The sequence below is a fragment of the Granulicella sp. S156 genome (genome assembly GCF_009766105.1).
Lineage (GTDB): Bacteria > Acidobacteriota > Terriglobia > Terriglobales > Acidobacteriaceae > Granulicella.
The window spans coordinates 384798-408018 of sequence record NZ_LMUH01000026.1 but is presented as its reverse complement, the minus strand read 5'-3'; the positions used below and the strand labels follow the sequence as shown (position 1 = coordinate 408018).

The 23221-nt window shown below is 55.1% G+C and carries 20 protein-coding genes; 2 read left to right on the top strand and 18 right to left on the bottom strand.

Annotated elements, in window-relative coordinates; translation table 11 throughout:
• Nucleotides 1-4: 4 nt before the first annotated feature.
• Together GSQ91_RS23245 and GSQ91_RS23240 are read right to left on the bottom strand one after the other, a co-directional pair.
• Nucleotides 5-703: a DsbA family oxidoreductase gene (locus GSQ91_RS23245; protein ID WP_158824134.1), complete on the bottom strand. Its 699-nt coding sequence runs from the start codon at nucleotides 701-703 to the stop codon at nucleotides 5-7.
• A 98-nt stretch (nucleotides 704-801) separates the two neighbouring features.
• Entirely contained in the window at nucleotides 802-1668 is an 867-nt protein-coding gene (locus tag GSQ91_RS23240) for an SDR family oxidoreductase (RefSeq protein WP_158824133.1), read from the bottom strand.
• A gap of 92 nt (nucleotides 1669-1760) precedes the next feature.
• On the opposite strand from GSQ91_RS23240, the gene GSQ91_RS23235 reads away from it, so the two are divergent.
• Nucleotides 1761-2159, top strand: coding sequence for a helix-turn-helix domain-containing protein (locus GSQ91_RS23235; RefSeq protein ID WP_158824132.1), 399 nt, complete (start codon nucleotides 1761-1763; stop codon nucleotides 2157-2159).
• A 1330-nt stretch (nucleotides 2160-3489) separates the two neighbouring features.
• On the opposite strand, the gene GSQ91_RS23225 is transcribed toward GSQ91_RS23235, so the two are convergent.
• From GSQ91_RS23225 to GSQ91_RS23180, 10 genes are all read right to left on the bottom strand, one after another.
• Entirely contained in the window at nucleotides 3490-3798 is a 309-nt protein-coding gene (locus tag GSQ91_RS23225) for a helix-turn-helix domain-containing protein (protein ID WP_158824131.1), read from the bottom strand.
• A gap of 114 nt (nucleotides 3799-3912) precedes the next feature.
• The gene (mobF, locus tag GSQ91_RS23220) at nucleotides 3913-6672 is read right to left on the bottom strand and encodes a MobF family relaxase (RefSeq protein WP_158824130.1); all 2760 of its coding nucleotides are present in this window, start codon (nucleotides 6670-6672) and stop codon (nucleotides 3913-3915) included.
• A gap of 472 nt (nucleotides 6673-7144) precedes the next feature.
• The gene (locus GSQ91_RS23215; RefSeq protein ID WP_158824129.1) at nucleotides 7145-8050 is read right to left on the bottom strand and encodes a hypothetical protein; all 906 of its coding nucleotides are present in this window, start codon (nucleotides 8048-8050) and stop codon (nucleotides 7145-7147) included.
• Nucleotides 8047-8469, bottom strand: a complete 423-nt coding sequence (locus tag GSQ91_RS23210; RefSeq protein WP_158824128.1) for a hypothetical protein — start codon at nucleotides 8467-8469, stop codon at nucleotides 8047-8049. Before GSQ91_RS23210 ends, GSQ91_RS23215 begins: the two co-directional genes overlap by 4 nt.
• A gap of 289 nt (nucleotides 8470-8758) precedes the next feature.
• Nucleotides 8759-9331, bottom strand: a complete 573-nt coding sequence (locus tag GSQ91_RS23205; protein WP_158824127.1) for a hypothetical protein — start codon at nucleotides 9329-9331, stop codon at nucleotides 8759-8761.
• Nucleotides 9332-9383: 52 nt separating this feature from the next.
• Nucleotides 9384-10028, bottom strand: coding sequence for a metallophosphatase domain-containing protein (locus GSQ91_RS23200; RefSeq protein ID WP_216845385.1), 645 nt, complete (start codon nucleotides 10026-10028; stop codon nucleotides 9384-9386).
• 12 nt (nucleotides 10029-10040) lie between these two features.
• Entirely contained in the window at nucleotides 10041-10613 is a 573-nt protein-coding gene (locus GSQ91_RS23195) for a metallophosphoesterase (protein WP_158824125.1), read from the bottom strand.
• 96 nt (nucleotides 10614-10709) lie between these two features.
• Nucleotides 10710-11969 (bottom strand): type II toxin-antitoxin system HipA family toxin, encoded by a 1260-nt coding sequence (locus tag GSQ91_RS23190; RefSeq protein WP_158824124.1) that lies wholly within the window; start codon nucleotides 11967-11969, stop codon nucleotides 10710-10712.
• A 3-nt stretch (nucleotides 11970-11972) separates the two neighbouring features.
• Nucleotides 11973-12200 carry a helix-turn-helix domain-containing protein gene (locus GSQ91_RS23185; protein ID WP_158824123.1) on the bottom strand — a complete coding sequence of 76 codons (228 nt, stop codon included), beginning with the start codon at nucleotides 12198-12200 and terminating at the stop codon, nucleotides 11973-11975.
• Nucleotides 12201-12463: 263 nt separating this feature from the next.
• Nucleotides 12464-13390 carry an ArdC family protein gene (locus tag GSQ91_RS23180; protein WP_174240724.1) on the bottom strand — a complete coding sequence of 309 codons (927 nt, stop codon included), beginning with the start codon at nucleotides 13388-13390 and terminating at the stop codon, nucleotides 12464-12466.
• 626 nt (nucleotides 13391-14016) lie between these two features.
• Here GSQ91_RS23180 and GSQ91_RS23175 point away from each other — a divergent pair.
• On the top strand, nucleotides 14017-15426 hold the full coding sequence (locus GSQ91_RS23175) for a HEPN domain-containing protein (protein ID WP_158824122.1): 1410 nt from the start codon (nucleotides 14017-14019) through the stop codon (nucleotides 15424-15426).
• A 40-nt stretch (nucleotides 15427-15466) separates the two neighbouring features.
• Here the strand turns inward: GSQ91_RS23175 and GSQ91_RS23170 are convergent, their stop codons facing one another.
• The 6 genes from GSQ91_RS23170 to GSQ91_RS23145 form a co-directional block, all read right to left on the bottom strand.
• Entirely contained in the window at nucleotides 15467-16150 is a 684-nt protein-coding gene (locus tag GSQ91_RS23170) for a DUF2971 domain-containing protein (RefSeq protein WP_158824121.1), read from the bottom strand.
• A gap of 27 nt (nucleotides 16151-16177) precedes the next feature.
• Nucleotides 16178-17239, bottom strand: a complete 1062-nt coding sequence (locus GSQ91_RS23165) for a hypothetical protein (protein ID WP_158824120.1) — start codon at nucleotides 17237-17239, stop codon at nucleotides 16178-16180.
• Between the two features lie 106 nt (nucleotides 17240-17345).
• A complete protein-coding gene (locus GSQ91_RS23160; RefSeq protein WP_158824119.1) occupies nucleotides 17346-18275 on the bottom strand; it encodes a restriction endonuclease in 930 nt (309 codons plus the stop codon).
• A gap of 172 nt (nucleotides 18276-18447) precedes the next feature.
• A complete protein-coding gene (locus tag GSQ91_RS23155) occupies nucleotides 18448-19164 on the bottom strand; it encodes a M48 family metallopeptidase (protein WP_158824118.1) in 717 nt (238 codons plus the stop codon).
• Nucleotides 19161-22376 carry a type I restriction endonuclease subunit R gene (locus GSQ91_RS23150; RefSeq protein WP_158824117.1) on the bottom strand — a complete coding sequence of 1072 codons (3216 nt, stop codon included), beginning with the start codon at nucleotides 22374-22376 and terminating at the stop codon, nucleotides 19161-19163. The genes GSQ91_RS23155 and GSQ91_RS23150 overlap by 4 nt, the downstream gene beginning before the upstream one ends.
• A complete protein-coding gene (locus GSQ91_RS23145; protein ID WP_158824116.1) occupies nucleotides 22373-23221 on the bottom strand; it encodes an HAD family hydrolase in 849 nt (282 codons plus the stop codon). The genes GSQ91_RS23150 and GSQ91_RS23145 overlap by 4 nt, the downstream gene beginning before the upstream one ends.

Sequence of the window (23221 nt, the reverse complement as noted above, 5' to 3'; positions counted from 1 at the left end):
CCCTCTAGGGAATGGTGCAGCCCTCTAGCCCACAGACCTGTGCATCCGTAGATTGCTCTGGCAGAACGCTTTCCGTTTTCCAGGCGTGGGCGAGCGTGGACGCCAGGATGTTTTCCGGTTGCGCACCACTGAGAGATGTTTTCTCTCCGAAGAGAAAGTATGGAACGCCTGAAATCCTGCGCTGCATTGCTTCTCTCTGATCGCTCTCGACCTCAGCCAGGAAGTCATCTCCTGCGAAGAGCGCCTCAAGTGTTGAAGCCTCAAGCCCTGCGGTCTGCGCAAGCCGCACGAGCGTTCCCCTGTCCAGGAGGTCTTCGTGTTCGGAAAGGTAACCCTTGTAGAAGATTTCGAGCAAAGAACTCTGAAGGCCATACTTCCGGGCGAGCTTCACCACCCGGTGTGCGTCTGTGGTGTCACCAACCCATGTACCGGCCAAGTGGTAGTCCAGGCCGTCCTGAGCAGCGGCACCTTCCATCTGGGAGAGAAACTGCAGAGGATTGACGCGCGGACCAAATTTCTTCATGAGCATCTCTTCTACAGGGTGTCGAGCCTCACCAAGCTTGAGACGATACGCGCGGTGGACGACGTCGGCCTGCGATCGATGGGCAAACTTCGCGAGCGCTTGCTGAAAGCGGTGCTCCGCAATCCAACACCACGGGCAGATCACGTCGGACCAGACCTGAACAGTGAGTATCTTTTCCATAGGTTCTCCTCCAATCGACATTTTGGCGAGGCCGGGGACACCCGGCCCGAGGCAAGTGAGGCTCGGGCTTGCTGACCTCACTTGATGAGCGCTTACGCCTAGTGAGCGGCTGGAGGTGTCCTGAGCGCGTACGTAACCGCCTCCGCAAGAGTGGCCGTCGGTCGTCCGAGCAAGCGGCTCAGCGTTCGTGAATTGTCATCGAGCTCCCCTTCTGCTGCATGCGCCTCAGCATCCGCGACGGACTCAGCCAGAATGAGCGGCAGGAAGCTGCTTAGAATTTTCTGGTACTCCGACTCGGAGAGGTTTTTGTACTGAACCACCTCACCGGTCTGCTTACTTACCTCTGTAGCCAGTTCAGCGCGGGTGTAGGGTTGATCGCCGCCCAACTCAAGAACGCTGTTTTCATGCCCCTCCCCGATCAGTACCGCGGCAGCGGCGGCGGCATAGTCGGAACGCGACGCGGCAGCGAATCTTCCGTCACCCGACGCACCGATGAAGGCTCCATTCTTAATAGCTTGCGGGATGGCTGCGGTCTGATTCTCGTAGTACCAGCCGTTCCGCAGGAGAGAGTAGTTCAACCCACTCGACTGGAGGTACCGCTCGGTCGCCAGATGCTCCGCCGCCAGCAGCAGTGGAGAGGTATCGCAATGCAGAATGCTTGTGTACGCGAGGAAGCTGACACCAGCGGATTTCGCCGCATCGATGACGGCTTTGTGCTGCTCTTCCCGCTTGCCCAGATCGATTCCTGAAATCAGCAGTAGCTTGGAAGCCCCCTCGAAGGCGGTTGCCAGCGTCTCCGGCCGTGAGTAATCCGCTTCCCTCACCTGAACGCCCCGATCTGCAAGATCGTTTGCCTTTACAGGCGTACGAACAGCAGCAATGATGTTTTTCGCCTCGGTCGTTTTCAGCAGCTCATCAATAACAAGGCGGCCCAACTGTCCTGTTGCTCCCGTTACAACGATCATGGTTCTTCTCCCGTTGGCCTCTGGCCTACAATCACCAGAGTAACGGCATGGCTTACTTGAAGTAAGTACGTACCTGAAGGTAAGCTCTATCCATGCCTTGGCCCAAATCCACAAAAGCTGTCCGGGTTCCGAAAGCGAACCTCCATTCCGCTAACTGTCCGACCCGCCTCATCCTCGACGATGTGATGTCCCGATGGGGTTCCCTCGTGCTCGTGCTCCTACTCGAGCGTAGCTATCGCTTTAGTGAACTGGCGTATCTCATCGGTGGCGTGAGCGAAAAGATGCTGTCGCAAACATTGCGCAGGCTCGAGGTAGACGGCTTCGTCAGACGGGAGGTGCATGCTACTAAGCCCCCGAAGGTCGAGTACAGCTTGACGCCACTCGGCTGTGAACTGGGCAAGCATGTGCAGTCACTGCTGAGCTTCGTACACAAGAATGCCAGCCGAGTCCTCAAAAACCGCGACAACGCAAAAGAGCGTGAGGCCGGTTAGGTCATCGCATCGCTCAGGCAGTGAGTCGATGGACGCATATCAGTGACGGGCAAAAGTGCATAGCGAGATGTCGATCGGCAGGCGAGCGACAAAAACAGGACCTCTTCCACAGACTGCGTTCCAGGGCATGGCTGGTCATGTCAGTGGCCGTGTGCGCTGATGGCCAGGGCGTCTTCGGCATACCGGAAAACGGGGATGGTCCTCTGGCACTCACTCTGGCGATGGGTGAAGTATCGCCACCCCAACAAGACCTCTGCCTGGATCACTAAACGATATTGGCATCGGCTTGGAGGGCGGCAGTGGTGCTTCGCTGAGGCTGGCCCTAACCCGCACCCGTCGCGTCCGATGCTGGCTTGGTTGGTTGATCCCACCTAGACTCCCATCCGACGGCGTTGTACCGAAGACCTTCCGGTACAGTTCAAAACGAACCTGGTAAGCCGTGCGCCTACCGGCTCGATTCTCGCTTAAACCATTTATTTTGAATGGATTGAATCTGATTAACATTTGGTGCCGGGAGGGGGGGTCGAACCCCCACGAGGTTGCCCTCGGCGGATTTTGAGTCAGTATTTTGCGTTTTTGCAGGCTCTTGCACTGGATCGCAGAAAGTCGCATAAATTTAGTCATTGCAATAGATATAGTCACTATCTCGCTTGCACGGAGTCGCATCCAAAAGCAGAAAAGTTGGAAAGCAACAGCCACCAAAACAGCCACCAAGCGGTATCGGCGGATTCACTTGCGGACTTTAACAGCCACCAAGACCGCTGGTAGCCTTTGCTAATCGTTCGGTGGCTGTTTTTGTGATGGGCTGATTGCCGTGTTTCTAAGGCAACCCTTGGTGGCTGTTTGGTGGCCGTTGTTGTCCGCAAGTTGTTCATAGAGTGGAGCTTCTAGATTTCATCTTTTAAGTGCAAATCCCATCAGACTTGAAGTCTCACCTCAGTTTTCTCTGTGCTCGGCGGATTGAAATACGTTTTGGGAGACGCGCCTCTTCAAGCGCTAACCCGGTCTCATCCGATCTGGCTTCCGCGAGTTCGCGGAGCCTGTCGATCATTCCGAGTACGAATAGAACAGCGGCGTAGGTTCCCATAGCAACGCCGGGATCACCCTTTTCAAGTTTCACAAGGGTGGTGCGCGAAATGAACGCGCGGTCAGCCATGACCGCCGCTGGGATGCGTCGTCTCCGTCTCGCATCTCGGATGTCGCTTCCGAGTTTCCGAAGGGCGTTCTTGACTGGGATGGGAAGACTGTCCATGGCGGGGCTACGTTCTGAATTATGAACGCAGTCGCCCTTTGTGTCCATAATTATGAACACAAGCACTCAAGCCAGAGATTAGCCTGCAATCCGTTCGGGATGGTCAAAGCGCGCATATTGACGCAGGTCTGAGACCGGGATCAGAACCCTGCCACCAATTCTTCTGGCGGCCAATCGCTTCGTCGCCACGAGGTAATCAAGCGCGCGCTGACTGATGGAAAGCATCTGGGACGCCTCTTCGCGACTCACCAGGATCTTGTTTTCGGGTGCGACGGTGACCCGTTGTGGCGGTTTCCTGCGACCAGTCTTGAACTCTGTCCCTGTATGCTCCCGCTGGGACGACTTCAAGCCGACTTTATCGAAGTCGATGATTTGCTGTGCCGACATATCCCCATCCCCTATTGCAGATTTCCGTACTCGCTTCTAAAGCTTTGCTGCACTCAACTAAGCTTCCTTGTTGCCGCAACCCTGTTCTCTCGCGGTGCAATGTTCCACCGTTCCTCAGAGACTCAACCCGAACCCCATACTCAAGTCCTTGTCATGCGCTGGCGGAGGCACGACCTTCTGCTGAGCTAAGCCGATAGCTTGCTCCGGCCTATATGCGCTCTGGTGCGAAACATCATGACCTAAGGCCTGTGGCAGCTTTTCCAGATTGTCCGTGAAAATTTGCGCGTCCCATTGACCGCGCGAGATCGAGACATATGCCATTCGGCTGTTGAGCAGATCCTTTGCGGCAAGCTCTGTATCTACGTGGACCAACACGCGCTCCGCAGTCTGGCCCTGGCTGGAGTAGCTGGTTACGGCGTATCCGTGGTCAAGATGAGGATGGCGTTGCGGATTGAAGTCGACGCCGCGTTCATCGTCCAACTTCAACCGCATCGCTCCGTCCCGCCCAATGCTCTCCACCGTCCCCAAGTCACGATTCGCGATCTTCAAGTCCTGACTAGGCGCGGTGAATTGTATGCGATCACCCACGGAGAATCTCTTCTCCTGCTCTCGGTAGACCGAAACTCCAACCTGGCGACGCGGGTCATAGGTGGTCTGCTCCCCATTTCCCCGGACCACAGTCAGGGTGTTCGCTTGGGCGTTCACAGTCAGGACGCGGGTATATTCGCCTTTCTCGATGCCGGTTTCCTTCGATGATCGCGAGTAACGCAAAATATCATCGGCCTTGTACTGCTGAGCCCAACTGCGATCCGCGCCGGTCATCTCCTGACGTGGCACAAGCGTCCGCACGGAATGCTCTTGCCTGCTCACAAGTCCACGCGATTGCAGCTCATCATGTATCCGCCGATTGATCTCGCTGCGCGAACGGTTGTCTGGCGAAACAACGAGTGTGCCGCCGGGAGACCTGGCGTACTCCCGCGCAATCGCCGCAATACGTTCATCGTGTCCCCTTACCTGATGCACACGGCCTTGCTGGTCAAGACTCTCGACGGCGGCTCCCACTTGGCCGCGTGCCAACTGCTCAACGACCTGCTTCAACTCTGGATCGCGCTGGCGAACGATGTCATTCAGCGTCGCCGTCCGCATCCCTGCTTCCTGTAGTTGCGCAAACGGACGCCCCGCTTCGACGGCCTCATGCTGGCGACTATCTCCCACCAAGAGCACCCGATCATTCCGATGGAGACGTTCGATGAAGTCGTGCATCTGGCGCGTGGATGCAAGCGAGGATTCATCGAGCACATACAAGCGCTTCTCTCCGGTGTCGGGTTGCGTCCCTTTGGCAAGATGACGCTGGATAGTCGAGGTCTCCATGCCGGCCTCAGCGAGCTTGTGTGCCGCGCGAGATGTCGGCGCAAACCCTTCGACCTTGTACCCCTGCGCTTCTACCCCCTCACGGACGACAGCGAGCGTCGTTGTCTTACCTGCACCGGCGACACCATCCAAGCCCACAATCTTCTCGCGACTCAGGAATACCTCATCGACCGCCTTGCGTTGCGAACGATTCAACTCAGGGTGACGATCTTCTGTCCAGATTCGCAACTGTGGCGACACCAGCATTGGGTCGTCGTAGCCGCGCTGATTGCCGCGCTGCATGTGACCGACGATCTCACGCTCCATCCGCATCATCTCAGCGGTTGTGTACTGTGGTGCTGCTCGGCCATCTGTCCGTGCTACAGCTCGGAACTCCCCTCTCATCACCCGCTGCTCAAACTCATCGCGTACCTTGCTATAAGAAGCCTGTCCCATGCTGCGGTCGATCGCCGCTTGCAGGATTGCGCGTTCGTCCTGAACAGCAGAGCGTTCAAAGACGTGGTTGCGTGAATACGTCACTGACTGTTGCGCCGTCCTCTCCGGCTGCGCTTCATGGTGCTGTTCGTGTGCCTTTGCTACTACATGATCAGCCTGATGGCCGAACCGCGCGGCCAGCTCACGGTGCTGCTGCAGCACTTCTTCGGGCGAATGAAGCTCCTTGCTGTCTCGGGTGCGATGCGCGGCAACCTGCGCCGCGCCCGCACCCTCTCTGCCGATCTCCTGCAGGTGTTCTTTGATCTGCACACGACGCGGGCTCGATGCCTCCAGATACTCCTGCGAATAACCCTTGATCTCAGGCTGCCCATGCTTGCCACGTTCGATCTCATAGCCGAGTCCCTGGAGCCTCATCGCAAGCTCGGAGCGGTAAACGGTTGTCGCATACTGTTGCGACTGAAACAAGCTGCGCTCTTGCAACGCACGTGTCTGCCCATTCTCCCGCTCGGTCACATTGAAAACCACAGCGTGAGTGTGAAGCTGCGGTGCAGCATAGCCGTCTACGGGACGAGCGGTGTCATGCTCGAAGGTAGCGGCAACGAACTTGCCCGTTGTCTCCGGCGCATGAACATTACCGATCCTCGCCTGTGTATACCGCTCCAATTCTTGCAATGCCACGCGAACGCTTTCGCGGTGTGCCTCTCGCACACGATCATCGCCACCCACAAGGGCCGTAAGTGAGACAGACTTCGGGGCGGAGAACGTAGCGTCCCATCCTGCGCGATGCTCTGAACTGGTGATCTGCTTGCCATAGCGATTGTCGTAGGTCCTAGCGGGCTGGTGCTTGACGAGCTGCGCATCGCTCTCCGGATGCCGACCTTCGCTCAGACGAGCAAACTCTTCAGCGCCTACGTTGCCGTATAGGCCCCACTCCTTCGCAAGGCTCCCCTGCCACTCGCTATGCCCTTGCTGGTCGCGACTCCAGTAGTTCTGTCGTTCGGAAGTGAACTCGCGCGCATGATACGTCCGTGCTTGTCCAGCAGACAACGATTTAGAGATGGTCAACATATGCTTGGGCTCGCAAGACAGCATCTCGTTACTGTCTTGGTTCACATCGTAGCCCATAATTGTGGATAAGTGGGTCGTTATTACAGAATATTTTTTCGGGTCATAGTCGCTTAGACCCCTATGGTTATTGGCTATTTCTGTCTTTTGCAAAGCAATTACTAGAGTGAAAGACCAGAGATTACAGTGGCAATTACTAGCCCATAGCAAGTAGTTATAGATGGCAGAATGCAAGACTCAACACGCTGCTAGAAAGTCATCCGTGACAATTCTTTCTCTTGAGTTCTGACCGATGTATTTCCATACTCAAACGAGGTCTCTCTCGCTCTCAAATAGCTCTTGTCAGGCAGCCCTTTGAGATAAGTTGAAGGAGATTAACTTGAAGGCTTTGTCTGCTGCTTACCGTTGAGCGAAGAGATGCGGAGTTAATACGCGATCTGACTTGGTAGACTTCGAGACATCGGAGGTCTCTCCCTCAATCAATCCATTCCGACTCGTCCCACGGTTCTGGCTGCGAATGTGCCGAATCCGATGGCGACGATCTGGGGAAGATCGTACGTCGCTGGGGCGGTAGCTTTGGAGAGTGAGAAGGGAGTGGATTGGCGAGTTGCTGTGCGGTAGAAACTTCGTGTTGAACTTCAGTCGATGCTGGTGGGCAACTCCCACGAAGACTCTCTGGATTCGGGAACTGCTTAAGGATGGATCGGCGGCTGCTTTGAGTCCCGAACTTCGCCCGCTTAAGCTGTACTTCCTTCTCACTAATCCAGTGGGCAATTCGCGACCGAATTCGAGCGACAATCCCCTCTCGATTCTCGGGCCAATCTGCTTCAGAATTCGATGACCATTTCGGCTCCGTAACCGCTCGTCGAAGTTGTCTGCATTCTTCCCCAATATCCTCCCTCATCATGAACGCCAGATACGCGACGATCACCCAGGCCGCAATACCATAGAGCAACGGTTCATTTACGAGTTGACGGAAACTTACGCCGTCATAGAAATATTCCTGTAGGACGGCTTCCAGCTCGGCGGAACCCATGCTTTCTACGGAGGTCCTCTCTATGCCCACCCATCCTTGTTCAAGAGCTGCGGGCGAGAGTTTCAGCGACAGATCATTCTGGCTTCCATCCGTGACATCGGAGCCGATGCACCATCGTCTCTTGCGTCCGGGAGCCGTCGCCATGAGCCATCGGATTTGAGTCTGCGCACCAGGCTGCTTTGCACCTTCGGAACTGTCCCAATAGGCGGCGAGATAATACCGCTGCAACGGCGGTACTTCCCACCTGAACCATGCCCAGAACGCGAGTACCGGCAGGCATGGAACAAGGGCCAGAATCACGGCGATGCGCCACGGAAATGCAAATCGAATGCGGGAGAGTTTCATTCCGGCTTGACCGTGGTTTTGATACTGTTCCGGCGAAGCCTCTGGGCCATGAACTCTTTGGCCTTCTGCTCCTTGATAGAGTCCGAATAGGCCGACATCTTGCGTAGGTCTTCAGTGGTCAGTGGCCCTTCCGACGCTCTGGCAAACAGATTCAGCATCAGGGCACGCATCCCCATGATCTCCGCCAGTAGAATCGGATCGGTTTGTTCCTCCTGGCCAGCACGAGCATGAGCGAGTGCCGCCTCGCGGAGCCATTCCGCCACCTTCTTACCGGCGTTCGCGGCTGCTGCCTCCACCTCGCCGAACTCGGTTTCGGTGAGGCGCGTGGCAATGGATCTCGCACGGGAGGTCTCATTTGACGGCCCGGTAGAGGACGACGGCATGATCGTTTCGTGCGGCTTGTCGTTTGAGGAGGCCATTCGAGATGCTCTGCTGGAACAGGTGTACCTTGAAGCGTTTGGATGCTTCCACCGCTCTATCGGTTTCTGAAAACGCCGCCGCTAAGAAGAAATGTTGTCCCCCACCCCGGCGTTTACAGTCGGAGACGCGAAAAAGCAAATAGTTGAAAGCAAACACGTTATCAATCGTGAACTTTGGGCAGCTCTGCAGTTCCCAATTGGGGATGACGTGTCAGCCTAAACACCCGCTGCAAAGCAGCGTAACGCTTGTGCATTAGCTGCACTGGGGCTTACGTATCGTCGGCGAGACTCACTTTGTGAGTTCGGGAAAGAGAATCTTGGCCGCAATGATGACCGGGTCATTCTCGTATGCCCGCTGCGCCAGTGCCTTGACCCTTTGCCTAATGTCCTCCGGCGACCAAAAGATGAAATCGTTCTTCTCTAGGAACTCCCTCATCAGGTTGCTTTGAGTCATCGGAGGCTCATTTTTCTTTTGGTACACCTTTCCTGCCGCGAGCCCCAGTTTCACCGTCGTATCTGAGTTCGCCATGCCATGACTTATCAGGTCTAGCTTTAGCCTAGCCAGAACAACTTTCCGATATCCACGCGAAGTGAAAAGCTTGTACCGTCCCTCCTGGAGGTCGTGTTCCTTTTGCAGGTCTGCCAGTCTGACGCCCGGAGAATTGAGGAACGACTTTACCTCAAAGGCGACGACTTCATTCTTGGAGTAGCTGAGAGCAAGCAGATCGATCTCAGGGCGCGGTATCGAGTGCTTGCCGACTTCCCGCTTTTCTTCCAGTGTTACGTCGATCTTGAAAGACCTGCGCACCCAGTAGTGGTCGGCCTCAAGCAAAGTCGCAATGATGCCCTCAAAATTGTCCATCAGTGGCTCCAATCTGTTGTTGCAAGTAATCTCCCTGAGTGCCTGATCTGAATCAGATCTCCAAGTCAACGATCTGCGGCTCATGCACCAGGATGTAATGTTCATTCAGCACAGAAGCATTCACGAATTCACATCCATTGCTACCATGCACACGCCCCTGACCGCCATGTATGTGCCCGAACAGGTGGAGCCTGGGTGCGATCTTCTCCACAACTTCTGCCAACTCTTCGCAACCTAAATGGTCGGTCATCGGACGGGATTGATCGAGAATCCCGAAAGGCGGTCCGTGAGTCACCAGGACATCTGTCCCCATCGGGATTTTGTCCCAATGCCGGCGTATCGGCTGGCCTCGCTGTACGTTGAATGCCCAGTTGTTGAAAGGCGGCTGCACTGGTGATCCCCAGAACTTTAGACCTTCCACTTCGACGCCCGAGTCCTCCAGGTAGATGGCGTTTGTGATGAGGGCACGAGCTGGTATGGGGTGTGACTCGAACAACCGATCATGGTTTCCGGCGATGACAATCTTGTGTGCATGAGGCTGACGACCAAGCCATGTGTTGAAGTCGATGATCTCGCGCGGCGTGTTTCCATAGGTCATGAAATCGCCCGCATGGATCAGAATGTCTCCATCGGGAACACGGAGACCGGCGTGTTGTCCGTGCGTGTCGCTGATACAGATGATTCGCACTTTTGCCATTGTCATTACCTCCTACGATTCGCCCTTTCCTGCCATCAACTCCCTCATCTCGATATGCTTCGCCTTCGCTTCTGCCTTGACCTTCATGACAGCCTGAATCTCATCGAAGTGCCAAGGGCGAAAGTCGTGGCTGTCCACTCCAACGTCCATCGAGAGCGACAGCGGATCATCCGGCAGGTTGCCATGTGAATGGCCATAGAGCTGCCACGTCCCGCGCGAGTGGTGCGGCCAGACCTTCATGGCATAGTGGCAGAGAACGATCCCTTGCTTGCCCACACGAATTTCGGAGAGAGAACTCCAAGAGGTGAACAGGTGCGGTACCTTCCGCGTCGTCCCGTCGTGATTTCCGTCGATGAAGTGGATCGTCTTGCAGGCAATCTGATTGCGATAGAGGGCAACTGCCTTTGGTCCTCCCATGCAGAAGTCCCCGAGGAAATAGAGCACGTCATCCGACTTCACCGACGCATTCATGCGCTCCACGATAGCCGCGTTCATCTCCTGCGTGTCCGCGAACGGACGGTTGCAGTAGCGAATGATGTTGAAGTGCCCGAGATGAAAGTCGGACGTAAACCAAGTGTCAGCCATGATGATGTTTATGCAGGAACCCTGGTTCCTCTGATTTTAAGTTTTGTTCGTCTCTCGGAGTACTTCATGGTCTATCTTGACGAATGATTCTGCGCTTTAGCCTCGTAACAATCGCTTGGCCAGATCGCACCGTGCTCCTATGAGACGCGATATCGCCTCTGTGGTGCCATCCACTGGTTCCATTGCAGGAAGCGCGGAGAGTATCTCTTCGACGACTTCTATGACGCGACGCCGCACCATCGGCTTGGCAAGTCCCGCTTCCTCGGCAAACTGCTCGAAGTTGCGGGGCATCACCTTCTCGGATGAATATTCGCCGCCGAGTTTCATCGCCATGGTCCGGCTGATCTCGGGATAGTAGACGGTACTGACGATGTCATACAGTGGCGACAAACTGACCTGCATATCGTCCGTTGCGATGCCCCGGTAGAGCAGGGAGAAGTTCTTGCCGTGGGCATCGTTGTTTCCGACGAGATAGTTGAAGATCACCGCGTCAAGCAAACGAGAGAGGTCGATCACGGGTGTACTAGACACCTCGCGCAGCAAGGCAAAGCATTGCTTGAGCGACGGGCCACCTTCTTTCTGATACTTCCTCTCAGAGACGATCCCCATCGCTTGGCAGAAGTCCTCCTGATGAAGTCGGTCAAGGACGGACTCTCGTCCAGGGTCTGCGCGGTAGATGCGGTCGTACCGCTCCACCAGCAGATAGTGCATCCCTTCGACAGAACGTGTCTCCACCTTCGCGGTCGGAATGCCGATGGCGGCAGCAAGCCGCATACAGAGCGCTTCATTGGCGACAACTCCCTCAAAACGTTCCACCCCTGGCTTCAGGATATGTGTGCTTGGCGCTCCGCCCAAGGGAAGCGAGATCTCATCGCCATCGACGCGCACTGCAACCTTGTCTTGCGCCCCGGCAAGCGAGAGGCGGATTCCCGCATCGCCGGCGAGCAGCGGACGCCTGGGAAGCTCTCTTAGGACGGCGGCGAGTTCTTTGCTGGAAAGCGTCCGGTAGCGATACTCGCTCTCCGGTAGCGGTTCGCCCGTCGGAACGAAGGTGACGGCTCCGGCGCACTCACCGCCGATCTGCTCCAGCATGGCATAGTCATTGCGGGCGCTAATGCCAAGATTGCGGGCAATGATCTCGCGCTTGCTCTCTTCCGGCAGAATCCCGCCGAAGTATCCTCGACACTCGTTCCGTGAGAAGCGCTCTTTGCGCAGCGGCAAAGACTGGGACAGGGGGGACGCACCCACCCTTTCCAACCAACTCTCCGCATACTGGAAGATCATCTGACCGCCATGGTCCTGAATCAGGTAGCCAACCGGCTCGCTGTGCAGGTAAACATCCAGAGTCTTGGCCATGCGCTATTCTCCTTTCCCTGCCGCTGAAGGCGGAACAAGCGTCAACTTGATTCCCAGAGTCTGGAGGATGGTCAGTGCCTTCCCGATCTCGCACGTCTCCTTGCCTCGTTCGAGGTCTACAACGAAACGCAATCCTGTACCCGAGGTCAGCGCCAGCTCTCTCTGAGTAACTCCGAGACCTTTCCGGGTCGCTCGAATTAGCTTCCCAATTTGCTCAACCGTCGTTCGCATGGCGACCTCTATAGTTACCGTACGGGAATATTATCAGAGCTGGGAACGGTTTGTAGACAGAAATATCCCGAACGGGAATATTGTGGCGGGATTAACCCGCAATCAGCGAATTCATTCCCGTTCGGGAATATTGTTGCGTATGCTGTTCGTTCAGCCCGTCCGGTGCATAGGAAATTGCGGCTCTCTCAGTAGCTTTCAGGTGGGAAGACGGGCGTCTTTGAAAAGCGCCGAGGCCGCCAAAGGCGGACTCGGCGGCCCCTGAATCAACTGGCCTCCGCCAATGAAGACTCAGAGGACGCCACCGCCGTGTTCGATTCCAGCGCGGACAGTATGACTGCCGATGTCTTCTGGATGACCTCAAGGCTCTCGGTGAGGAGTGCCGCGTTGCCGTGATACAGGTGGATGTAGTCAGCGGACGCCCTGCCCGTACTGAGTCCGATGGTCGTGCCCACCACAAACGCGATGGCCTCGGCCTCTGTTTCCCGCCTTGTTTTGGTGGTCGCGGTGCGCCGCTCCGCCTTGTGCAACATCTCGTGGGCGAGTTCATGAACAAGCGTGCTGAACTCCTCGGCTGCTTCCTGTCCAGGAAGAACGGCGATTCTGCTGCCGTAGCTCATCCCTAGTGCGGGCGCTATGCTCTCATTGAACTCAAGCTGGATGCCCTGGGCGGAGATGAAGTCTAGCAACCGCTCGCTGTACTCCCCGACATTGCCGGTCACGCGCTCCGACAACTCCGGAAGGTCTTTGCCCTCGGTCTGGGAGACATCGAAGACGTACGCGGAACGGAACCCAACCAGCACGGCTTGATTCTGGGTGCGGATGTCCTTTTCTGCCTCGGCATCCTTCTTCCGGCGAACACCGATCACAGGGGCAAGGATGCGGATGCCGCGCTCTCCCTTCTTCACTTTGCGACCAAGCTGGTTCCACGCATACAGTCCAGCGACGCGAGTCGCGTTTGGCCGTTGCCGGGCGATCTCAAGGATGTTGCCGAATGAGTAGGTGTGAAACCGGCCCATAGCGGTAAGGTAAGCGGTCAGTCCTTCGGAGTGGCCCTGCTCCAGGTGCTCGATGAGGGCTTGGACATTGGCGGCGATTGCTTCTTTCGTTGTCTGCTGCTTTGGCTGCGGAATCTTGAGGTTCTGGGTGAAGGAGGTGACATTGGACGGGGTGGCGATTGTGGCGGTGTTCATGGGTGTTCTCTCCTTGGGCAGTTGCCGTTGCTTTTCATGCCATGCGTGACATGTACCTACATGCCGAACGCCACCTGGCGAAGGCGGGGTAGCAAGGCGCAAGGGAGGGGTCTCCCCACCCTTGGAGAGGGAGCCAAAGGCGGAACGGAAAGGGCGGAGCGCAGCGGAGGTCTGCACAAGCGAAGCGCGGAAGATTGGGGAAGCCCTTGCGCCGCGCGAGGGCAGCCCCTTAGGAAGGTTTGGTTTCCTCATTCGCGCTCGTCAGAGCGCATGATTTGAGGGTCAGAGTTGAGGGCAGGAACAAGACTGTTACGATACTCGTGGCCCCCGCCTCCAACCGTCGATGGATTGCTTCTTTAGAAGCCGACTTCCGAGTAGCCATCCACACAGGGCAAGCGGTGCGCGCACTATCTCAATGCTGCCTCGGGCCCGTGAGGGTTAAGCAGGCCCTCATGCAACTGGCGATAGACCCTCCTGCGCTTGCTGTCCGCAAGCAGCAAGGAAGTTCTCACTAAACTCGCATGGCCCTCCTCAACTCGGAAGGGCCAAGGTGTCCGCCGATGGGTCGATGCTGGCGCAAGCATTATCCGTGGAACCGTAAGATGATGGCTTGAGGCACACCTATCATGTCCGACAAGCACAACCGTCTCGATTCCCAGTTCAGCTTGGTATCCGCCTTTTGGGAGCCGCATTCTCCAGAAGTCGTACTGACCGGCACATTAAGCAATGACGATAACGGGCTGACGTTTACTACATCGCCGCAATACGGCTACCGCATTCGTGTGGCCTCGCTTGCCTCGCTCATGAGGCTCTCGGAGAGTGGGGCGGTCCCTCGGATCGCGGTGATGCATGGATTCTCCGCTGATGGGATCTGCACGCTGTGCCAATTGCTGGAAATTGCGCATCCCGGTCTGCGCGATACGAGTTCCGGTCACTGGATCGAGGCCAACTCGTACCGCGCTTCCTTGCTCGTAGGTGGAATGCATCTGGGCGGCCTGGACGATAAGGTGCTCACGTCGGCGCGGTTCACGTACACAGGATTGGGAGAGTGGCTGCCGGGCCCACTCAATGAAACTTGGGAAACCGATCATATCCTGCTCAAGATTCCGCTCGAAGAGCGGGTTGTCTTCAAGCTTGGCGTTTTCCAGACTCGGGTGCACGCGAGTTTGCTCGTTCACTCCGAGATTCTCTCAACGGAAGACGACGGAGGCCGTATCACTCGTCCCGTCGCATTTGTCGAGATCGAGAGTGGGGAACCGGAATCATTGAATTGGTATCTCAATGTCGGCAACCGTGTAGAGAATTTCTTCTCTCTCCTGCTTGGCTCGTCTGTCGCTATGGAGACTATGTTCGTTTACAAAGGCGAAGAATCCGGACACGTGGTGGCCAAGAGAAAACGAGTCGTCGAAAAGCTCGGTCTTTTCGATTGTGTGCGTTGCACCACCAGTCAACTTGCGCATGGAATGGCCACATGGCTCTCTCACCCCGAGGAATTTCGCTCTGTCGAGAACCTCGCACTCGGCGTTCTTCGCAAGGGAGATCTGTTTTACGAGACAGAATTCCTTTCGCTGACACAAGCGCTGGAAGGTTTTCATCGCGTCAGCTTTGAAGATCCGTCACTCTCCAAGACCACACTGAGACGAATTCGACGGGCCTATGCGCAATTGCTAGCCCAGGAACAAGTCGATCAAGCACTAGCCTCCCGCCTTTGTGAGTCGATGGCGCATGCAAATGATCCGACCTTTGCTTCACGGCTTATAGCACTCTGTTCGAGACTGTCCGATTTCATCCTGATGCAGCTAACGATAGACCCTCCTGCGTTTGCTGCAGAGGTCGCCGCAACGAGGAATTTCCTGACTCACGCAGGAAACAAAGTTTCCCCTCGTCGCCGCCGGACACCTGTGGAAGGGGCGGCAATCTTTTTCTTGAATCAAAAGCTACGGGCACTGCTTCGCGGTGTTCTTCTCCTGGACTTGGGCTTACCGGAAGAACAGATCGCTTCCCTCATCGTGCGGGAAGGAACTCGATGGCGTTGACGAGCGGGCCACGACAGTGCCTCGCTGTTACGGCTCGTCATCATTTCTTCGATTTCATCAGTCGATGCGAATGGGCTTCATCCTCGACCTCGCCAACGACAGATTTCCCGAAGTTAGCCCACCGGTCATTCTCAATCAGCGTCGATCGAATGATCTCGATATCGCCTTCTTCGTCGAGTCCCTTGAGTGCGGATTTTACCGAGTCCGCGACCGCTCGCGGCATCCAGGGACTGAGGTAGACGCGATCAATACAGGAGACCGGAATGTCGATATTCAGATAGGACCGCTGTTTCCCCTGCTCCTCAAAGATCACTCGAAATTCCGATTCCGGTTCGAAGGGAGCTCTCTTCATGAAGGGAAGATTGCTCACCTTTTTCGGCGTTTCCCCCAAGTCGTTCAGCGGGATGTAGGAGACTTTCCGACCCCTGATCCCTTCATATTGGCCCAATTCCTGCAAAAGTTCTTGTTTTCTGAAGCTAATGCATACCCCGCTTGATCCCGATGCAAACACACTCCAATGGTGATATGTCTCCGTCTCTTGAGAGAAGCAGACCGCAAGCAACGTATCGAGCTCTTTCTTTTCTTTGTATAGGCGCATGAAGAGCGAATCATTTTTGTCGTCCCAGGATTCTGGATCGAGGAACGTCAGCGACTTCGTCGTAAGCAGGTGAATAAGCGACGGCAGATTGCTGTAGCGGCGTAGAAACTTCGTGGTCAGAGTCATGCTGCATCCTATTCGGAAGCCTCACTGCTATCGAGTGCCTTCGGGCAATGGGTTTTGCGTGTCGACCAGATAAATCTGTGGCGCAAGCTCGGGCAGAGCGAGTTGAGGGTATCTTGAATCGACGATCATGATCGCACCCTTTGGAGCGCCGAGAACTCCCTCGTTGATCGTCCTCACTCCCATCGATATTCCGATGAGCAGCGCTCCGACGCTGTACCGGTTGTATTCCGCCATCTGATGGAAATAACGAATCGCGTACTCCACGAGGTTTCCGGTGTTCTCCGGATGCTCAAAAAACTCCGGGTCGCCCGAAAGGTCATACGTCCAACCAGAACTCGTACGCTTGCACAGGTCAGCACGAAGCTTTATATGCGGAAGCAATCCTGTCTCGTTCGAATCGACGTCGCAATTCGAGATGTCCACCACGATCAGACCAGGACTATAGGCGGCGTCCTTAAACTTGATCTGCTTGCCACCGGACTTTGCCGACCCATGCATGACATTCCACAGAGCATCTCGAATTCCGGCGATTGTTTTGACCGACGGGTTCCGGGTGTTGGCTTCGACATGGATTCGTGTGTTCTCTCGCGTAGCAACATAATCTGGAGTCGGCTCCTCCTGTTCGGGAATGAAGTGGATTTGGAATCCCGCCTGCGCCATTCGCGCCGACATATGAAATAACCAGAGATTGGATCGAAGATCGGCGACATCTCGGAAGAGCCGCGCGAGCTCCGTTTCAAATTGCGAATTCTGAGTCTGCTTGGACAGGAAATAGAGCGCCTTGCCCGCCATGCCGAACAGCAGCAAAGCCGACGCCTCGGTGGTGCCAGGCTCCGAAGACGAATGATCATCAGCATCAAAAGGTTTGACAACTCGATCGACCGACTCCAGCGACCCGAGGGCGCGGTCTTCCGGCGCGGAAAGAAGCATGACCAAGAACGACTTGAGTGCCGCATGGACTTCGGTTCCGACGATCCGCGGACGTTTTGTGATGAATTCATCGAGGAATTCGCAACACTCGGCGTAGTAATCAGCCGGTGCTTTCTCTTCCAGTACCACGTTCTCAATGAATCTTGCGGTATAGGCCATCCAACCTCCCTAACCTTGAATATATCGAGAAGATTGCTACAGCATGCAAACGCTTGGTTTGGCACTACAAGCGCGCCGTAGTTCGCACACGGCATCTGGTTGAAAGTTAGACTTCATCCTCATCAAAGAAGTCATTCTCTATGCGCTTCACATGGTAGGTGCTTTCCGTCGTCACGCCTAACCCGTATTCGAACATCAGCTCGCTCAGTCGGTCTCCGTCCACCAAGATCACGTTTTTCTCGAGATTCGCGGCGCAGGCGATTGCATCTTTGGAGAACTTCGATGTTGTGATGAGGACGCCTTTCCGGGCTCTCTTCCCGGCCAATGCGCCAATGAAGTCTCGAACCTCCGGAGAGCCTACGTTGTTCGCTCCCCATCTCTTGGCTTGAATGTAGATTCGGTCGAGGCCCAGTTTGTCTTCTTTAATTTCTCCATCGATGCCGCCGTCTCCAGTGCGTCCCAATGCAGAACCCGCATCCGTCAGTGACCCGCCGTACCCCATCGCCGTGAGCAGCCTCACGACCAGCCTCTCAAAATATGCCGGCGTACAGGACATCACTTTAGACAACAGTTCAGACTGGATTTGCTTTCGAAGCTTTTCGTGAGCTGAAGCGATAAGCTCTTCAGGCGTCTGTTCGGCAACCTGTGACTCCACTGCGGAGATTGGGGTTTGAGCGACTCCTTCCTTCTCAGCTCCGTTCCAAAACTCTAAAAAGCTTGGGTACCGCTTTAGCAAGGCCACATTGATCTTGGCAGGCTGCTCAGAGAGGAGACTCCGGCCTTCACTCGTGATCTGGAACTTTCCCCGGCTCGGATAGGCAATCAAGCCAGCCTTTTTGAGATAGGTTCGCGCCCATCCCCAACGGTTTCCGAACAAGTAATCCTGGCCGCTCGGAAGGAGCGTGGCGACTTCTTCCGGTGTCAGATTGAAGTGCTGAGCAAGAGCCGTGATGCCGTCGCGCGAGCGGTGCTCTCCACCGTCGGAGGCAAATTGCAAAAGAGGAAGCATGATGGATTGGTAATCGGGAATAGGCATAGTCGGTTTTCTCTATTTGAATTGAAGTTTGGCGGTTTCTGCTAAGTCTAGGACAAATATCACAAGAGCAGAGACAACGAGCCTCACTCCGTCTCGTCCTACCTTGGAAAGGCACAAATGCTGATGCACAATCTGCGAATTGCTTGTGCCCAAAATTTCGTCCGATGGCGGGCTATGCCATCACCCTCTCCAGTCGTTCCTTTCGCCTTTGCCAATCTGGAAGTATTCGACTCAGAAGCTGAAAGAATGTCGAATTGTGTTGTGGTTCAGCGATATGGCACAGTTCGTGTGTAATCACGTAGTCGATTGCATCAAGCGGTGCCTGAATAAGCCTACGGTTCAATAGCAGGCCAGTTGACGGAGACATCGACCCCCAGCGTTGGCGAAGGGAACGGATCATTATTTTATGGGGCCGAAAGCTCTCTGAGTCTGGGAAGCGTAGCAGGTTGAGTTCCAACCGTTCAGAAAACTTCACGAATGCACGCCTTTTGTACCATTGTTCGACAAGGTCGCGCGTGATCTCCGAACAATCCGGTTTTTGGCTCTCAACAACGATGAATCCACGGATGAGCTTCACCGTGCCGACACCGTTCGGAACGACCTTCAGACGGTATTGTCGACCAAGATAAAGATGGGTTTCTCCAGAGATGAATTGTCTTTCTGGCGTCCTCGGAGCATATTGCGCGAAGAAGCGTTGTTGTCTCTGAATCCAAGCCGCGCGCCGACGAACCCTTTCGAGGATGCGGTCTAAAGGCGTATCGAATGGCGCAGAAATCATAACCCGAGCATCAGGTTCGACTGCAATCTCTAGTGTCTTTCTATCGCGACGGACCACTGCAAAGTCAATGGATCCAGCTCCATACTGAACGTAATACTGTTCCCTGGTCATCCGGGGAACCTCGCACGAGCAAGGTCCATGATCTTCTGGTCAATTTCGTCCATTAGCTTGACAGAGACTGTGATGCCTCTCTCGTCCCTCAATACATCGAAGAAATAGTCATCAATTGCGTTGCGCATGTTGTTTTGTGCAATCGGATTCGACCACACATCGACGATGTGATGAGTTTTGATGATTTCGATGATGGCGAGCGCAATGTTAGCAACTTCGTCCTGCGCGATCACAGCGCCATCAGCGTTGACCAACGAACCGTCTAGGACACCGAAGAACGCCTGACCATCTTGGTCATTTCTGATTGGCTTTGGAACGTCGAGCCCACGATCTTTCCTGGCCACCTTGCTAGCGAGGTCAATCACGTTCTTGAGATAGTCCCGTTCCGATATCCGCTTAGCCCGATAGTCCTGGATCGTTTTGGCAAGCAGTTCCGAAAAGCGACGGTAGAAGGTCGGATCTTCATCCATCTTCTCCGTGATGGTCTTGCGCGTAGCGCTCGCTATGCGGTCTGCCTTCGACGCATCGGAAACATCGTTTTCCTGCACGACGGCCTCAAGCGCATCGGGATCGTTGATATTTACAAGCTGGATGATCGTCTCTGCGGGCATGGCGACGACGTGATCGTCAAGGAGCTTTTGTATTTTTGGCTCGAACTCCTTGAGGTCCACAGTCTCTTGGTAGCGCAGCTGAACTGACCGCTTGAGTTCCGAGAACTGCTTCCAGTCGCGCTTCATGCTGTCGACCTTTGCTTCGTTGAAGACATCAAGCAGCTTGTCTGAGGACATAGAAATATGCAGACACCGACTAAAGGCACGGAGCCGCTCGTAGAATTCTTGACGGATTGAATCATCAGCTAGGAACTGCTCGAACTGCTCCATGTCCCGTTTGTTCTTCACGGGCTTGAAAAGGTCCCAAAGCTGGTCATGCAATTGCGGAAGCTTCCGAATTTCCTCCCTCACGTCGTGAACCGTACCAGCCAGGTCTGACGCATCATAGCCATCAAACGCGCTATATGTCGTCAGCGCCCTGTCGAGTTCTCCGAGCAAGCCCTCGTAATCGATGATGAATCCGAACTGTTTCTCAGTTCCGTCTTCTTCATAGAGACGATTCACCCGCGCAATGGCCTGAAGGAGATTGTGTTCGCGGAGTGACTTGCACACATACAGGACAGCATTCCGTGGTGCGTCGAAGCCGGTTAGCAGCTTGGATACGACAATGAGAATCTCTGGATCTCCTGACCCTTTGAATGCGTCGATGATCTGCCGGTTGTACTCGTCCTCTGTCTTGAAACGAGCCATCATCTTGTCCCAGAAAATGCGAACGAGGTCTTTCGAGTCTTTGTCTACCTCTTCATTACCCTCATTGTCGTCGGGAGCGGATATTACGACTTCGCTCGTGACATGCCCGATCTCATCAAGCACGTCTTTGAAACGTATTGCAGCTGACTTCGACGGGGCGACGAGTTGGGCCTTGAAACCTGTTCCTTGCCAGTACTGGCGAAAGTGCTCGGAGATATCGAATGCTTTAGCTCTGATCGCCTGACCGGTTGTAGCCAGGGCTTCCATGCGAGAGAATTTTCGCTTCAGATCAGCTTTTTGCTCTTCGGTAAGTCCCGCACTGATCTTGTCGAACCATTGATCGATAACCTGGCCGCTGATCTGTTGCTCGACAAGTCGACCTTCATAGAGCAGAGGCACAACAGCCTCGTCTGCAACAGCCTCATCGATTGCATAGCGGTGGATGAGGCCACCGAAGGTGGAAAGAGTATTCTTCTCGTCCTTGAGCAGCGGCGTCCCAGTAAAACCGATATAGCAGGCTTTTGGGAGGAATCGGCGCATCTTCACCGCAAATTGGCTATGACCACCATAGCGCCCTGTCTGTGTACGATGGCTTTCATCCACAAGTACAACGATGTTGGCATCCATGTCGGCGTCTTGATTCCCGCGAGCCGCCGAATCGAACTTGTTGATGATCGTGGTGACCAACGGCTTCTTGTCGCGAACGAGTTCGAACAGATGCGCGCCACTCGTAGCGCGGATCGGTGTCAGCTCACAAGACTTGAAAGTATCTTTGATCTGTTTATCGAGGTCATCCCGATCAGTCACGATGATGATTCGTGGGTTCAAAATTTCCTTATCCAGAGCCAAGGACCGACCGAGCATTACCATCGTCAACGACTTGCCTGACCCCTGCGTGTGCCAAATGACACCGCCCTTGCGAACTCCCTTGAGGTCGAACTGCTTAAGTCGCGCAACGGCTTTCCGGATACCGAAGAACTGCGGGTGGCGGGCGATCTTCCGATTGCCACCATCAAACACAGTGAAGCGACGAACCAGATCGAGCAGTCGCTCAGGACGGCACAACGCGTAGATCGTTCGGTCCTGAGCCGTGATGGCGCGGTCTCCCTCCGAGAGCATGGCATCAAAGTGTGACCGCGCCGCCGCGAAGTCGCCGCTGAAGATAGCCTCCTTCTCGTCGACGGTAAGCGGTCGGTTGGCACTCACCGCTATCGACGCGTCGTTATCCTCCTCGTCCTTCCAGGTCTGCCAGAATTTCTGAGGGGTTCCGACCGTTGCGAATCTCGCTTCCTGCCGGTTCATGGTCAACAGCAACTGAGCAAAGTGGAACAACTGCGGAATGTTGTCTTCGCTCTGATAGCCGATCAGCTGGCTTCCGGCTTTCTTAAGACTCTCCGTGGGTCGCTTGTTCTCGATGACAACGAATGGAATGCCGTTCACATAGGCGACGATGTCGCAACGCTTGGTCTGGGTCGTGGCGGTCCGCTCAACAGACAACTCGGCTGTAACGTGAAAGACGTTGTTCTCAGGGTGGCCCCAATCGATAAAGCGGAAGGAATAGCTTTTGCTATCGCCATCGATGGTCTTCGTGATGGTCGTACCGAGCACGAGAGTGTCGTAGATGTCCTGATTGGTTCCACGCAGTCCCTTCAGACGGTCCGGAGTCGGCTTCAGTCGACGCATTGCCTCATGAGCGTCCTCAAGGTCGAAGGCATACTCGCGCCCACGGTACGTGAAGCGGTTGATTATGAGGAGCTGCTCAGTGAGCACGTCATCAAGAACGACGTTGCGCAGTCGTCCACCCCGCAGCGTGATCGCCTCTGCCTGACTGAGCGGCTTGAATCCCAATGCCACCAAAAGCTGTAGCGCCGGGATCTGAGACTGATGCTTCTCGGCGGCGTCGAAGATCATGCCCCGCCCTCCGTGAGAAGCCCTGTGAGTGCTCCTCTAGCGGCTACCGCGTCGATATTGGCTTTGATGACACGGTCGATTTCGCTTCCATCCGTGTAATTAGCTGGCACAACGCAGTGCACTCGACCATCCTTGAGATACTGATCGGCCTTGGTACGCGCACCTTTTGTATGCGGCTTATATACCGCCACCGAGAGGCCACCCTCTTCCTTGATTAGGCGAAAACATGGGATATCAGTTGATCCGTCTCCGATGAACACCATGTTCTCAAAAGGTACAGGCCGCTCGTTTTTCTCGACGTATTTATTTACTTTGCTGCTGTCGCTGAGATCGTGGGCATCCTTGTTGATACGGAAGAGATATTGAGTCTTCGTTGTGTAATTGACAGCAAGTGCCGGCCATGCTGCAACGCCGTTTTGATCGAAGAAGAACTTGGATGCGTAGACTTTGGCGAACTTCGAAGCGATGGGAGTACCCGCAAAGAGCTCGGCGTTACCAGAAGAGATAAGGTAATGGTCCACATGGATCCCCTTGGTTCTGCCGTACTCAGTGATGCGGTCAAACCACTCGACCGCTCCCTCGAAGAGCTCTATGGCGCTCCCTCGTGCCTTGAAGTCATCGCGTCGAACGGGAACATTGGTTGCAGCAGCCTTCCGAAGCATGAGGTTCATGTAGATAAGAACCTCGTCGGCCTGGTGCTCGTGGGTCAACTTCTTGACCTCGGCCCAAAATTCTCTTGGCGTCATCCCAATATCTGGAAGGAACTGGTGTTCCTGCATGTTTCCGGGCGCGAGGGTTCCGTCGAAATCGTACGCAATTGCCATTGGGACGTGCTTCCTAGACAT